Here is a 12,999-nt window from a genome sequence, read left to right as displayed (position 1 = left end):
CCTAGTGGTCACGAGTCCCTGAGGATGCGTAGGTGCCCACGACGGCCCGACTCGACGGCGCCGGACTCCGCCTCGGTGCTCGCCTGCCCGCGGGACGGCGAGCGGCTGTCGACGGGACGGCTCGCACGGGGCCTTCCGGCCTCGCGCACGGCGTCGGCGAGTGCCAGCAGGTCGTCGGTCGCGAGCGTCGGCTCCGGGAACTCGCCACCCACGCGCACGACCTCCCACCCGCGCGGAGCGGTCATCCGCTCCGCGTGCTCGAGGCACAGGTCGTAGGTGTGCGGCTCGGCATACGTCGCCAGCGGACCCACGACGACCGCGCGGTCGGCGTACGCGTAGGTCAGGGTGGCAACGGCAGGACGAGCGCATCCCGTCTTCGAGCAACCACGTGTCAGACCCACGATCGGGGACTCTAGCCCCGCCCTCCCGGAGAGGACGAATCACCACGCCGTCGGAGTCCCGATACCGGGGTTCGCAAGGCTCCCGAGGACGTATGCCGTCGGGCCGGGACGCGCTGGCCCTGCCGGGGCGGCGACGCCGACGGCCCCGTCCGCCGATCTAGAGTGGAGCCGTGGACTCTGCCCAGCCCCGCGTCACCGGGCACCGCCGCCGGCGCGACCGCCACGGCCGTGGTCGCCGCGGGCCGTTGGCCTGGCCCCCGGTGCCGGCCATGGTGTCGCGCCGCGACGAGTTCGACGACTTCGTCCTCGACGCCGCGGCTCGGCTCGAGGCCACCTGCGGGCGCGCCTTCCCCGCCGTCGAGTTCGCGGTGGAGGACGTCCCTCGCGGCCCTGCCCCGTGGGACCACCGCGAGGTTCCGCTCGGGCGCCTCTACCCGGCGACCGGCGCCCGCCCGGCCCGCATCGTCGTCTACCGGCGCCCCGTGGAGACCCGGGTCACCGACCGGCGGGACGTGGCCGCTCTCGTCGCCGACATCGTCACGGAGCAGGTGGCAGGCCTGCTGGGCGTGTCGCCCGAGGAGCTGGACCCCGGCTTCGGCGAGTGACCGGATGGGTGGCCGCCCCTCGTCGCGAACAACCACCGACACGGCCACCTCAGGCGGACGGCGAACGGGCTGACCCGACCTAGTTGCGCACCTGGCGCACGGGTACGGACAGCGCCCGCACCGGGGCCTCGCTGAGGGATGCCACCGAGAAGAACGGCACGCCGGCATCGACTCCGGCCACCGAGACGGCTCCCCGAACGGTGCCCGTGCCCGGCACCACCCAGACGGCGTCGGCGTCGCCCGCGTCGACCACTGCCGTCGACTCGGCGGCCACTGTCACCGTGGACAGTCGGGCACCCTGACCCGACCCGAGGCGCACCTGGACGGTCGCAGGGCTCGGACCGGCTGTCAGCAGAAGGCGTTTCGTGGACCCCCGCAGGTCGGGCAGCAGCACTCCGGCGACGCCGCGCAGCGCGGGTGTCGCCGGGGTCCAGGCGAAGTCCCCCATCTGGTCGGCGGTCGTGGCCCGACGCTCGGTCCAGGCCGCAGCCACGAGCGGCTGGTCGGAACGGACGCCCAGCCCCATGGCCGTGGCGTTGCGCGGCATGCGGACGTCGACCGTGGTCCCTGCGGGAACGCGAACGGCCCTGAGGTTGTCGGGCTGCACCGGGCCCTTGTCACCGAGCAGGCGCACCTGTGCCAGCGCCTCGGTGCCGGCCGGGTTGGCAAGCCTGAGCCAGACGGCGCCGCCGGCCTCCACCCCGGGCACGACGAGATCCGTGCCGGGCGCGGCCGCGCGGGTCGAGTCGTCGATGCCGCGTGCGGTGGCGCCGGCGATCCACTGCTCGTCGAGCACCGCGGAGACCACTCCTCCGGTCGCCGTGACGTGCACGACGGGCGAGGGCTCGTCGGGCGCGACGGCGTCGAGCGAGAGGACCTCGCGCGACAGGGGCGGCACCGAGACGGTGCGGCCCGCGGCGGCGTCGATGCGACCGCTGTGGCCGAGCACCTCGAAGGAGACGGTGACGGCGTTGGCCCCTGGGTTGCTGACGAGGACGCGCTCGGTGCGCGAGGCACCGCTGCCGCCGCCGACCAGCCACACGTCCGAGGACGGCAGCTGGCACGGGGTGACGGCCAGGCCGCGGTCGTCGTCACCGCCGTGACGCCAGACCTGGGTGGCGACGAGGCCGGGCGCGAGGGCGCCGGTCGCCCGCGCCACGACGGGGTCTGCGCCGGAGAGGCCTGCCGAGACCACGGCCCCCCGGTCGGACGTCTGGCCGAGACCATCGGACGACGGCCCCGCGAACAGCTGGACCGTGCCCGTGCCGGTGGTCGCAGCGCCCTCCACGACGCCGGTGGCGGGCGAGGCGGCCGCCACGGTGACGGTGCCCTTGACGTCCCGTAGCCCGGTGGCGCCGAGCCGCTGCTGCCCCGGGCACACGAGTGACGCCTGGTCGACGAGGACGTCCGACGACTCCGGCAGGCCGGCGCGGGCACTGGCCGGGGCGAGCCGCACCGTGCCGTCCATGCCGCCCACTCGGGTCGCTCCCAGCGCGAGGGCCGCGGCCCCGAGGGCCACCACCCCGGCGCGGACGATGCCGGACACGTTCCTCACGAGCGCCTCCTCGAACGTCGGTTGCCGAAGGGCACTGCCATGAAGACCACGAAGCCGAGCAGGACGGCCTGGCCCAGTCGCCACCAGGGACGGGCGGCCGCCAGGTCGACCTCGAGCGTCCCGGCGGTGGGCGGCACGGCATACGTCGGCTGGGCGCTGCCCGCCACGGGCTCGAGCCGCCTGCCGTCGAAGGTGACGAGCGCCTGCGCGGCCCACTCGGCGGGCTCGGCGAGCACGAGGAAGCGCGGGCCGCTGCCTGCGGGGAGGGTCGTGTCGACCGCCGCGTGCGGTCCGGAGGTGGGCACGACCTGCAGCAGGGCGCCCTCGGCGTCGACGAGTCGCGCCCGGGACGGGGCCGTCGCGGGCGAGCCCCCGTCCGCCGCCCGGATCGGCTGGACCTTCCACAGGATGCCGCGCTCGCTGGTGCCCAGACGGCTCAGGCCCTGCGACGAGTCGAGGCGCCGCGCGAGCGGAGCGTCGGCTGTGCCACGCACCTGGACGAAGCCGATGCCGAGGCGGGCAAGGGCCGTCGAGTCCAGCGAGTCGGCGCCCCGTCCGCCCACGATGTCGGCGACGGCGTTGACGAGCGGCGTCTCGTCGGCGTCGGGTGCCCGGTCGAGGTCTCGCAGCAGCTCTCCGGGCTCCTGCCCGGCGAGCACGAAGTCCACGACGTCGTCGGAGGGACGCAGGAGCAGCAACCGGTTGCCCAGGGCGCCGCTCCCCTGCTCGATCGCCACTGCAGGCAGCGTCGCCTGGCCGACCGAGAGGGTGCGGCCGATGCCGTGGGCGCCCCAGAGCGCAGCACCCGCGAGCACCGGCGCGACGGCGAGCCCGGCGGCGGCGACCGCTGCGACGAAGCCCCAGTGGCGGCGGGGACCGGCGAGCGAGGCGAGCACGGGCCGGCTGCCGGCGAGAAGCCCCACCACGAGCCCGGCGAGCCAGAGCTGGAGCCCCAGCCCGGACCAGAGATGGGCAGCTGCCGACCGGCCGACACCGGTCTCGGCCGACCCCAGCATGACGTGGGAGGAGGCCAGCGCGCCGGCGAGGCCGAGCAGGGCCAGCAGCCCGGCGACGGCCAGCCCCACGGACTGCCCGCGGCTGCGACTGCGTGATGCCAGGCCGAGGACGCCGAGGACCACCAGCGGGGCCCCCAGCCAGACCGCCCAGGTCGTGCCACCGGGTGCACCCAGCAGGAGGGCGAGAACCCCCCACGGGCCGCGGTCGTCGGCCGTCGACAGCAGGCCGGGCCCGGACAGCAGCAGGCGGGGGTCCTCGACGAAGCGCGCCACCCACGGCCCGAGCAGGGCGGCCGGAACGAGGAGCAGGACCAGGGCGCGGGCACGCCGAAGGCCCGGACCCAGGACGAGCAGCAGCAGGGCCGCGACCGCGGAGAGGGCCAGCAGCGGTGGCGCGAAGGCGCCGACGACCGCGGTGGCCAGGGCGGTGGCGAACGTGCCCGTGAAGGTGCCGTCGCGGCGCGCCGCCAGGCAGAACCCGGCGAGGACGAAGGGCAGCAGGATGTGGACGACGGACACGGTGACGCGCCCCGAGGCGAGCGCGGTGGCGGCCACTCCTGTCGTGCCCCAGGCGAGCGCACCGAGTGCGCGTGCCAGCCGCGAGGAGGTGACGACCCGACCCGCGAGGTAGGCCGACCAGGTGGCCAGCACCGGCGTCAGGAAGAGCAGCCAGGCGATGGTGACCCCTGCGCTCGACCGGCTCTCGGCCACGCCGGGCAACCGCTCGGCGAGCCAGGTGAGCGCCGAGAGCACGGCCAGGTGTGGTCCGGACTCGGCGCCGGTCCCGAGGCCCGCGCCGTGCCAGGCGTCCCGGAAGGCGTGCCAGAGCCCGTAGGCGTTGCTGGTGACGGGCCGCAGCTCGCCACCCGCGACGCCCGCGTTGGTCGGCGAGAGGGCTCCGGCCCGCAGAGCGTCGCGCCAGGCGGCGACGGTTGCGACGAGCACCGCGGCGACGGCGAGGAAGCCGGGGTGGCTCACGATGCGTCGCGGCAGCGAGGCCGGCAGGTTGTCGAGCGACTCGGAGTCGTCGGCGACGGGGCCCGTCTCGGTGGTGGCGACCGCCTCGCGCCGGGCCCGGGTGCGCTCGGGAGTGATGGCGTCCTGGATGTGGTCGACGGTGGTTCGTGCAGCGACGCTGGGGGCCACGAAGAGGGTCGCCAGGTGGTCGCGGCGCAGCCGCTTGGTGGAGCGACCGCGCCACCGTGCACCCACGGTGGCGAAGGGGTGCAGCAGCGCCGTCACGTCGGTGAGCTCGCGCCATGCCAGCCGTGGGCGCTTGGCCACCAGCAGCGTCAGGGATGCCACGACGGCCGAGAGCGCCATCCACAGCGCGAGGAACGGCGCGGCGAGGGGGGAGCACCGTGCGAGCGTCACCTGGCGCGCCGCCCGGCGTCCACGACGCTCGAGCTCACGCGGCTTGGGGGCGCCCGGCCGCTCGCCGTCGAGGCCGGCCGAGGCGTCGCGTACGACCGCTGCGGGGACGACGACGACGCGGTGGCCGGCGAGCTGGGCGCGCCAGCCGAAGTCGAGATCGGCGCCGTGCTCGACGAAGGCGCGGTCGAACCCGCCCAGGTCGTCCCAGACGGAGCGCCTCACGAGCATGCCGCTCGTGCTGACCGCGAGGACGTCCGCGCGGTTGTCGTACTGGCCTTGGTCCGCCTCGCCGCGAGCCGGGGACGCGAGTCGGCGCCCGGTGCGGGTGATCTGCAGGCCCATCTCGACCAGGCGCCTCGGGTCCTCCCAGCTGACGATCTTGGGGCCGGCGACACCGACGGACCTGGAGCGCAGACCCGCCTGCAGCAGCTGCGCCAGGGCGTTGGCGCGGGGAACGGTGTCGTCGTGCAGCACCCAGACCCAGCTGTCGGAGGGGTTCGGGCCGGCGGGCATGGCTGCGATTCCGCGCTCGATGGCACGGCCAACCGGGACGGCCTGCTCGAGGCGCAGGACCTCGACCGAGGGGACGACCCGGCGCACGCCGGAGTGTGCGCGCGCGATGGCGCCGGAGGTGTCGGTGCTCGCCACGTCGACGATGACCAGCCGCGCCGGCGGCAGCGTCTGGGCGGCCAGGCCGTCGAGACACTGGGCCAGCCACGTGGCTCCGTTGTGCACGACGACGACGGCTTCGACCGTTCCGCTCGTGCGCTGCCCGGTGGAGGGAGGGGCGGGCAGCGACACGTACGGCGTACTCCCCGCACCAGCGGGGGCACTGAGGTCTCGGGCGAGCTCGTCGGGCACAGCGGCTACCTTCACCCGGACGCCAGGAACGGGCCGGGCTTGTCCATCACGCTCAGACCGCGCGCTTCTTCAGCTTGCGGCGCTCACGCTCGGACAGGCCGCCCCAGATGCCGAACCTCTCGTCGTTGGACAGCGCGTACTCGAGGCACTCGGACCGCACCTCACAACCGACGCAGACCTTCTTGGCCTCGCGTGTGGAGCCGCCCTTCTCCGGGAAGAACGCCTCCGGGTCGGTCTGGGCACAGAGGGAGCGCTCCTGCCAGGAGAGCTCGCCCTCCTGCTCGCCCGTGTCCGACCAGACCACCATCAACTCGTGCATGACCCCTCCTCGACCCTGACTGCACTGCGTGCGAGCACTGTCGCACCGAGCGGCATCGTTTTCCGGAGGTTCTGGACAAATAAGTCCATACGTTCCAGCCCGTGACCCCGACCGAATACAACAATGAAATTACATGCGTGTCATACCCATCTCGTCAAGCGGGTTGGTGATATTCGCTGGAAGTGACGGCTCGAGCGGGTGCACCGGACGCCGTGCAGCACCCCGCGCAACGGTCCGACGCCATCGTGCTGAGAGGATCGGCGCATGCGCATCACCGCCCTGGCCGGAGGAGTGGGCGGCGCCCGGTTCCTCCGCGGCCTCCTCCACCACGCCCGACAGACCGCCCAGCAGGCGGCAGGGGTCGACGACTCCGACCGGCTCGAGCTGACGGTCGTCGGCAACACCGGAGACGACATCACCCTCTTCGGGCTCCGCGTGTGCCCCGACATCGACACGCTGCTCTACACCCTGGGCGGCGGCATCCACGAGGGACAGGGCTGGGGACGAGCGGACGAGACGCACCACCTCGCCGAGGAGCTGGCCGCGCTCGGGGCCGAGCCGCAGTGGTTCACGCTGGGCGACAAGGACTTCGCCACCCACGTCTACCGTTCGCAGCTGCTCGGGCAGGGTATGCCGCTGAGCGCGGTCGTCGACCGGCTCTCCGCCCGCTGGGGGTTGTCCGGGCAGGGCGTGCGCCTCCTGCCCATGACCGACACCCCCGTCGAGACCCACGTCGTCGTGGAGGAGGCCGGCGAGCAGCGCGCGATCCACTTCCAGGAGTGGTGGGTGCGACACCGGGCCGCCCTGCCCGCCGAACGGTTCGTCGTCGCGGGACTCGACCGCGCCACGGCAGCGCCCGGCGTGCTCGACGCGATCCGCGAGGCTGACGTGGTCCTCCTGCCGCCGAGCAACCCGGTGGTCTCGATCGGCATCATCCTCGGCGTCCCCGGGGTGCGCGACGCACTGCGTGGCACCCGCGCCCCCGTCGTCGGGGTGTCGCCGCTCGTCGGCGGCCGGCCGGTCCGTGGTCACGCCGACGTGTGCCTGCGCACCATCGGTGTGGAGGAGTCGAGCGCCGCCGTCGCCGGGCTCTACTCCGACTTCCTCGACGGCTGGCTCGTGGACGAGGACGACCCGATGCCGGACCGGCGTGGTCTCGAGGTGCTGCGCCGGCCGCTGCTGATGAGCTCGGTCGACGCGGCCGCCGACATGGCGGGCGCCGCCCTGGACCTCGGCCTGCGGCTGCGCGCGGAGCGGGCCAGCGCGTGACCGCGCCCGTCGTCGTCACGCCGCTCACCGGCATACCCGAGGTGCGTGAGGGTGACGACCTCGCCGACGTGCTCCAGGTGGGTCTCGACCACGCCGGCCTGCGCCTCGCCAAGGGCGACGTCGTCGTCGTCTCGAGCAAGATCGCGAGCAAGGCACTCGGTCTCGTGACCCACGACGCCGACAAGGACCGGGTCGTGCGCGACGAGAGCGAGTACGTCGTGGCGGAGCGCGCGGTCGGTGACCGGGTGACTCGCGTCGTCCGGGCCAAGGCGGGGCCCGTCATGGCCGCAGCAGGTGTCGACGGGTCCAACACCGGCGAGCGTGGCGGCTGGCTGCTCCTGCCCCACGACCCGGACGGCGTCTGCGAGCAGCTCCACGACGCCCTGCTGGCGCGCCATGGCGTGCGGGTCGGCGTCGTGCTCAGCGACACCGCAGGGCGAGCCTGGCGCGTCGGGCAGGTGGACTTCGCCCTCGGCGCGCACGGCCTGCGCGTCCTCGACGACCTGCGCGGCGGCGTCGACGCCGACGGCAAACCGCTCGAAGTCACGGCCCGCGCCGTCGCCGACGAGATCGCGGCCGCCGCGGACCTCGCGAAGGGCAAGGTCTCGGCCGTGCCCGCGGCCGTCGTGCGCGGCCTCGCCGGGCTGCTCGTGGACGCGCCGTCCGCAGAGGACCTCCGCGGCCGCGATCTCGTGCGCACCGGTCCGGGCGACTGGTTCGGCTACGGGCGCGTCGAGGCGGTGCGGGCGGCCCTCGGCATCGAGCCCGGCGGCGCCGATGCCGACGCCGTCGGCATCGCGCAGGCAGGTCCGGAGAGCCGCCTCGAGGCGGTGTCCCGGGCCGTGCGGACCGCGCTGCACGGGTTCGAGTCCGGCACCGCCGACGTCGGGAAGCTGTCCGTGACGCTCGGCGCCGACAGCTCCTACGAGCTGGGGCAGCTCGTGGCCCGGCTGCAGGCAGCGCTGTGGTGCGAGGGGCTCGTCGGCACGGCGAGCCAGCCGTCGGCCGACGGGCTCTCGAGCGCGGTGCAGGTGGCCGCCGCGCCGCTGCCCTGACCGCCGCGGCCGCCCCGACGGCGCCGCAGCAGGCGGTGCCTCACCCGACGGTGAAGACGACCTTCCCGAACACGTCGCCGTCGACCATGCGGGCGAAGCCCTCCCGGGCCTGCTCGAGGGGCACCACGGAGTCGACGACCGGCTCGATGCCCCGCTGCTGCATGAACCGGGCGAGCTGCGCCAGCTCCTCGCGACTGCCCATGGTTGACCCGACGACCCTCAGCTGCTTGAAGAAGATCTTCGTCAGCTCGGCCTTCGCGGGGGCGTCACCCGACGTCGCACCGGAGATGACGATGGTGCCGCCGGGCCGGAGCGAGTTGACCGAGTGCGACCAGGTCGCCGCACCGACGGTCTCCATGGCGGCGTCCACGCGTTCGGGGAGACGCTCGCCCGAGCCGAAGACGCGGTCGGCGCCGATCTCGAGCGCGCGCTCTCCCCGGGCCTCGTCGCGCGACGTCGCCCACATCCGGTAGCCGGCGGCCGAGCCCAGCTGGATGAGGGCCGTCGCCACTCCCCCGCCCGCGCCCTGGACCAGCACGGTGCCCCCCGGCTGCACGCCCGAGTTCGTGAAGAGCATCCGGTATGCCGTGAGCCACGCCGTCGAGAGGCATGCTGCGGTCTGCCAGGACATCGACTCGGGCTTGGGCACCACGTTCCCGGCCGGGACGAGCACCTTCTGCGCGAGCGTCCCGTCGTGCAGCTCCGAGAGCAGCGTGCGCCGGGGGTCGAGCGTCTCGTCGCCGCGCCACCCGTCCGAGGGGATGACCGCGTGGACGATGACCTCGTTGCCCTCTGCGTCGACGCCGGCTCCGTCGCAGCCCAGGATCATGGGCAGCCGGTCGGCGGCGAGCCCGACGCCGCGCAGGGACCAGACGTCGTGGTGGTTGAGAGCCGAGGCGCGCAGGTCGACGACCTGCCATCCGGGCCGCACCTCGGGGTCCGGCCGCTCCCCCACCACGAGGCCGGAGAGCGGGTCGGAGGCGGACTGACTGGCAGCGTAGGCAGCGAGCATCCCTGCACCATAGTGACCGGGACCCTCGGAGACCCCCGGTAGGGTCCTGCCCGTGACCGACAACACCCCCGTGCGCCGCGCGGACCCGCTCCTGTCGACGCTGGCCCGCACCGGGGAGCCCGACCAGTCAGCCGCCGGCACCCCGGACCGCGTCGGTGTCGACGCCCAGGCCGTCGCGCTCGTCGCCGTCTTCACGGCGCTGCTCGTCGCCGCAGCGGTCGTGCCGGGCATCCCGGTGGGCGGGCTCGGCGTGCCGATCACCCTGCAGACCCTGGCCGTCATGCTGACGGGTCTCGTGCTCGGCCCGCTGCGCGCCGGCCTCGCGGTCCTGCTCTACCTGCTCCTCGGCTTCGTCGGCCTGCCGGTCTTCAGCCGCGGCCAGTCGGGCCTGCAGGTCCTGAGCGGTCCCACCGCCGGATACCTCCTCTCGTTCCTCCTCGCCGCGGTGGTCGTCGGGCTGGCCGCGCGTGCCGTCCTGCGCCACACGCGGCGCACGCTGTGGGTGCCGCTGCTGGTGACGGCCTCCTTCGTGACGACCCTCGCCGTCGTCCACGTCCTCGGGATCGCGGGCATGATGGTCAACCTCCGGCTGCCGCTGTCCGCGGCCGTCAGTGCCGACCTGCCCTTCCTGCCCGGCGACCTGCTCAAGGACGTCGTGGCGGTGGTCGCGGCGGTGGCGGTGCACCGCGCCTTCCCCGACGTGCTCGCCCGCGCGGCCAAGCGACGTCCGACGACCCCGTGAGGCGGGCGTTCCCCCTCGGCCCGGCGGCCTTCCGGCTGCGCTGCAGGTGACGCGTGTCCGTCTCGACGCGGCCACGGTGACGGTGCCCGTCGACGGCGCCGCCGGCCATCGCACGCGGACGGTCCTCGGTCCGGTCGACCTGCTCCTCACCGAGGCTCGCGTCAGCGTCATCGGCGCGAACGGCTCCGGCAAGTCGACGCTGCTGCGACTGCTCAACGGCCTCGTCGCCCCTTCCTCGGGCGCCGTGTCCGTCGACGGGCTGGACACCGTCCGTCATGGTGCCCGGGTCCGCCGCCGGGTCGCGTTCGCCTTCACCGACCCGCTCTCGCAGCTCGTCATGCCCACGGGTCGCGAGGACGTCGAGCTCTCGCTGCGCCGGCTGCACCGCTCACGGGCGGAGCGCCGGCTCGCCGCCGAGGCGGTCCTCGAGCGGTTCGGCCTCTCGGCGCTGGCCGACCAGAGCGTCCACGACCTGTCCGGCGGTGAGCGGCAGCTCATGGCGCTCGCGGTCGTCCTCGCGGTCGAGCCCGAACTTCTGGTGCTCGACGAGCCGACGACCCTCCTGGACCGCCGGAACACCCTGCGGTTGCGGGCCCTGCTGGAGGACCTGCCCCAGTCACTGGTGGTCGCCACGCACGACCTCGACCTCGCGCTGCACGCCGACCGCACGCTCGTGGTCGACGCCGGGCGGATCGTCTTCGACGGCCCCCCGGCCGAGGCGGTGCGCCACTACGTCACCCTGGCGGACCAGCCGTGAGCGGCGCGGGCCTGTTCGCGGGGCACGTGCCTGGCACCTCGCCCGTGCACCGGGCGCCCCTGTGGCTCAAGCTCGCCGGCGTCGTGGCCGTCGGCGCCGCGCCGTGGTACGCGCGGTCGCTCGGCCCGATGCTCGTGGTGACGGCCCTCGTGATCGGGTGTGCGCTGCTCGCGCGTCTGCCCGCCGGGAGACTGCTGCGGTCGATGCGCGGGCTGCTGCCGTTGCTCGTCCTGCTGCTCGCCTTCCAGTGGTGGTCCAACGGCCCGTCGTATGCCGCTCGCGTCGTGCTCGGGATCGTCAACGCATACCTGGCCGCGGGCGTCCTCACGGCGACGACGCCCGTCACCGAGCTGCTCGACGGCGTGGTGCGCGCGGCCCGGCCGCTCAAGCGGGCCGTCGACCCCGAGGTCGTCGCGCTCACCCTCGGGATCGTCGTGCGCTCCGTCCCGTGGGTCGCCGGCTCCTTCTCCAGCGTCCGGCAGTCCGCCCGGGCGCGGGGGCTCGACCGCAGCCCGCGCGCCCTCGTCGTGCCGACGGTGGTGCACGTCGTGGCGTTCGCACGCTCGACCGGCGAGGCCCTGGCCGCGCGGGGACTCACCGACCCGGCGGAGGATGGGCGCGAGGGTCCGCACGGCCGAGGTGCTGCGGGTGGCGCTTCGGGTGGGGCTCCCGGCCCGGGCCGGGCCGGGAGCACGGACCTGCCCGGCTAGCTCGTCGCCTCGCGGACGGCCAAGGCCGAGACCGCTGCAGCGACGGCAGGGGCGACCCGCTCGTCGAAGACGCTGGGGACGATGCGGTCAGCCGTCGGATCCTCCACCAGCTGCGCGATGGCACGAGCGGCCGCGAGCTTCATCTCCTCCGTGATGCGACGTGCACCGGAGTCCAGGGCGCCGCGGAAGATGCCGGGGAAGGCGAGCACGTTGTTGATCTGGTTGGGGAAGTCCGACCGTCCGGTGGCCACGACCTCCGCGAACCTCGACGCCACCACCGGATGCACCTCGGGGTCGGGGTTGGCGAGCGCGAAGATGACGGCTCGTGGCGCCATCCGCATCAGGTCCCGCTCGGCGACCGTGCCGCCCGAGACGCCGACCAGCACGTCAGCACCCGAGAGCGCGTCTGCGAGCGTGCCCGTGACACCCCGCCTGTTGGTCACCTCGCGCAGCTGCTCCTTGTGCGGCGGGAGCTCGACGCGGTCGCGACCGAGGATGCCACGCGAGTCCACGACGACGACGTCACCCACCCCCGCCGAGAGCAGGATCCGGCTGACGGCGACGCCCGCCGCGCCTGCCCCGGACACGACGACCGTCAGCTCCCCGAGGGCCTTCTCGACGACGCGGGCAGCGTTGAGCAGCGCCGCCAGGGCGACGATGGCCGTGCCGTGCTGGTCGTCGTGGAAGACCGGGATGTCGAGCCGCTCCTGCAGCCGGCGCTCGATCTCGAAGCACCGCGGCGCGGAGATGTCCTCGAGGTTGATGCCGCCGTAGGTCGGCGCGATCCGAACCACCGCCTCGACGATCTCCTCGACGCTGCCGGTCTGCATGCACACCGGCACGGCGTCGACGTCGGCGAAGTGCTTGAAGAGGACCGCCTTGCCCTCCATCACCGGCATCGCGGCAAGCGGACCGACCGCTCCCAGGCCGAGGACCGCCGTGCCGTCGCTGACCACGGCGACCGTGTTGCGGCGGCTCGTGTAGACCGCCGCGAGCCCCGGGTCTGCCGCGATGGCTCGGGACACCTGTGCGACACCCGGCGTGTAGAGGAGGGAGAGGTCGGACGCGTCTCGCAGCTCCGACGTGGCGTGTACCCCGAGCTTTCCGCCCAGGTGGGCCCGGAAGACCGGGTCGCTGGGGTCGAAGAGCTGGTGGGCGGGCAACGCACTCATGCTGGAACACCTCGTTCGCATGGGGAGAAGAGGGCAGGAGGCCCTCACTGGTACAGACAGTGCCGGGGGTCTGGCCTGCAAGCTCGTTCTCGCGACGGGGGTTGCCCGAAGTCGCCACTATGGCACGGGCCGCGGGCCGCACCCAAGGAGC

12 protein-coding genes are annotated in these 12,999 nt (G+C 74.3%); 6 read left to right on the top strand and 6 right to left on the bottom strand.

Features of this window, described 5'->3' with window-relative positions; all coding sequences use genetic code 11:
• Positions 1 to 8: 8 nt before the first annotated feature.
• Positions 9 to 401 carry a DUF3499 domain-containing protein gene (locus tag ABD194_RS13285; RefSeq protein WP_343992082.1) on the bottom strand — a complete coding sequence of 131 codons (393 nt, stop codon included), beginning with the start codon at positions 399 to 401 and terminating at the stop codon, positions 9 to 11.
• 170 nt (positions 402 to 571) lie between these two features.
• Here ABD194_RS13285 and ABD194_RS13280 point away from each other — a divergent pair, with 170 nt between their 5' ends.
• Positions 572 to 1,006 (top strand): metallopeptidase family protein, encoded by a 435-nt coding sequence (locus ABD194_RS13280; RefSeq protein WP_343992080.1) that lies wholly within the window; start codon positions 572 to 574, stop codon positions 1,004 to 1,006.
• A 79-nt stretch (positions 1,007 to 1,085) separates the two neighbouring features.
• On the opposite strand, the gene ABD194_RS13275 is transcribed toward ABD194_RS13280, so the two are convergent.
• Genes ABD194_RS13275 through ABD194_RS13265 form a run of 3 tightly spaced genes read right to left on the bottom strand, consistent with a single transcriptional unit; the run spans position 1,086 to position 6,131 of the window.
• Complete coding sequence (locus ABD194_RS13275; protein WP_343992078.1) at positions 1,086 to 2,561, bottom strand: DUF5719 family protein; 1,476 nt, start codon at positions 2,559 to 2,561, stop codon at positions 1,086 to 1,088.
• On the bottom strand, positions 2,558 to 5,812 hold the full coding sequence (locus ABD194_RS13270) for a glycosyltransferase (protein WP_343992076.1): 3,255 nt from the start codon (positions 5,810 to 5,812) through the stop codon (positions 2,558 to 2,560). The genes ABD194_RS13275 and ABD194_RS13270 overlap by 4 nt, the downstream gene beginning before the upstream one ends.
• A 52-nt stretch (positions 5,813 to 5,864) precedes the next feature.
• Positions 5,865 to 6,131 (bottom strand): WhiB family transcriptional regulator, encoded by a 267-nt coding sequence (locus tag ABD194_RS13265; protein WP_020143018.1) that lies wholly within the window; start codon positions 6,129 to 6,131, stop codon positions 5,865 to 5,867.
• A 264-nt stretch (positions 6,132 to 6,395) separates the two neighbouring features.
• Between ABD194_RS13265 and cofD the strand changes: the two genes are divergently transcribed.
• Positions 6,396 to 7,400: a 2-phospho-L-lactate transferase gene (gene cofD / locus ABD194_RS13260; protein ID WP_343992069.1), complete on the top strand. Its 1,005-nt coding sequence runs from the start codon at positions 6,396 to 6,398 to the stop codon at positions 7,398 to 7,400.
• The gene (locus ABD194_RS13255) at positions 7,397 to 8,455 is read left to right on the top strand and encodes a coenzyme F420-0:L-glutamate ligase (RefSeq protein ID WP_343992067.1); all 1,059 of its coding nucleotides are present in this window, start codon (positions 7,397 to 7,399) and stop codon (positions 8,453 to 8,455) included. Before cofD ends, ABD194_RS13255 begins: the two co-directional genes overlap by 4 nt.
• Positions 8,456 to 8,495: 40 nt before the next feature.
• Here ABD194_RS13255 and ABD194_RS13250 read toward each other — a convergent pair whose 3' ends face one another.
• A complete protein-coding gene (locus tag ABD194_RS13250; protein WP_343992065.1) occupies positions 8,496 to 9,467 on the bottom strand; it encodes a zinc-binding dehydrogenase in 972 nt (323 codons plus the stop codon).
• A gap of 52 nt (positions 9,468 to 9,519) precedes the next feature.
• On the opposite strand from ABD194_RS13250, the gene ABD194_RS13245 reads away from it, so the two are divergent.
• The 3 genes from ABD194_RS13245 to ABD194_RS13235 are packed head-to-tail and all read left to right on the top strand — an operon-like array spanning position 9,520 to position 11,676.
• The gene (locus ABD194_RS13245) at positions 9,520 to 10,209 is read left to right on the top strand and encodes a biotin transporter BioY (RefSeq protein ID WP_343992063.1); all 690 of its coding nucleotides are present in this window, start codon (positions 9,520 to 9,522) and stop codon (positions 10,207 to 10,209) included.
• A gap of 46 nt (positions 10,210 to 10,255) precedes the next feature.
• Positions 10,256 to 10,966 (top strand): energy-coupling factor ABC transporter ATP-binding protein, encoded by a 711-nt coding sequence (locus tag ABD194_RS13240; RefSeq protein ID WP_343992061.1) that lies wholly within the window; start codon positions 10,256 to 10,258, stop codon positions 10,964 to 10,966.
• Positions 10,963 to 11,676, top strand: a complete 714-nt coding sequence (locus tag ABD194_RS13235) for an energy-coupling factor transporter transmembrane component T family protein (RefSeq protein WP_343992059.1) — start codon at positions 10,963 to 10,965, stop codon at positions 11,674 to 11,676. The genes ABD194_RS13240 and ABD194_RS13235 overlap by 4 nt, the downstream gene beginning before the upstream one ends.
• Here the strand turns inward: ABD194_RS13235 and ABD194_RS13230 are convergent.
• The gene (locus ABD194_RS13230) at positions 11,673 to 12,848 is read right to left on the bottom strand and encodes an NAD(P)-dependent malic enzyme (protein WP_343992056.1); all 1,176 of its coding nucleotides are present in this window, start codon (positions 12,846 to 12,848) and stop codon (positions 11,673 to 11,675) included. The two genes, ABD194_RS13235 and ABD194_RS13230, sit on opposite strands and share 4 nt — an antisense overlap.
• Positions 12,849 to 12,999: the final 151 nt, after the last annotated feature.

The organism is Terrabacter terrae (assembly GCF_039529575.1).
GTDB lineage: Bacteria > Actinomycetota > Actinomycetes > Actinomycetales > Dermatophilaceae > Terrabacter > Terrabacter terrae.
This window is presented reverse-complemented; position numbering and strand designations above follow the sequence as displayed.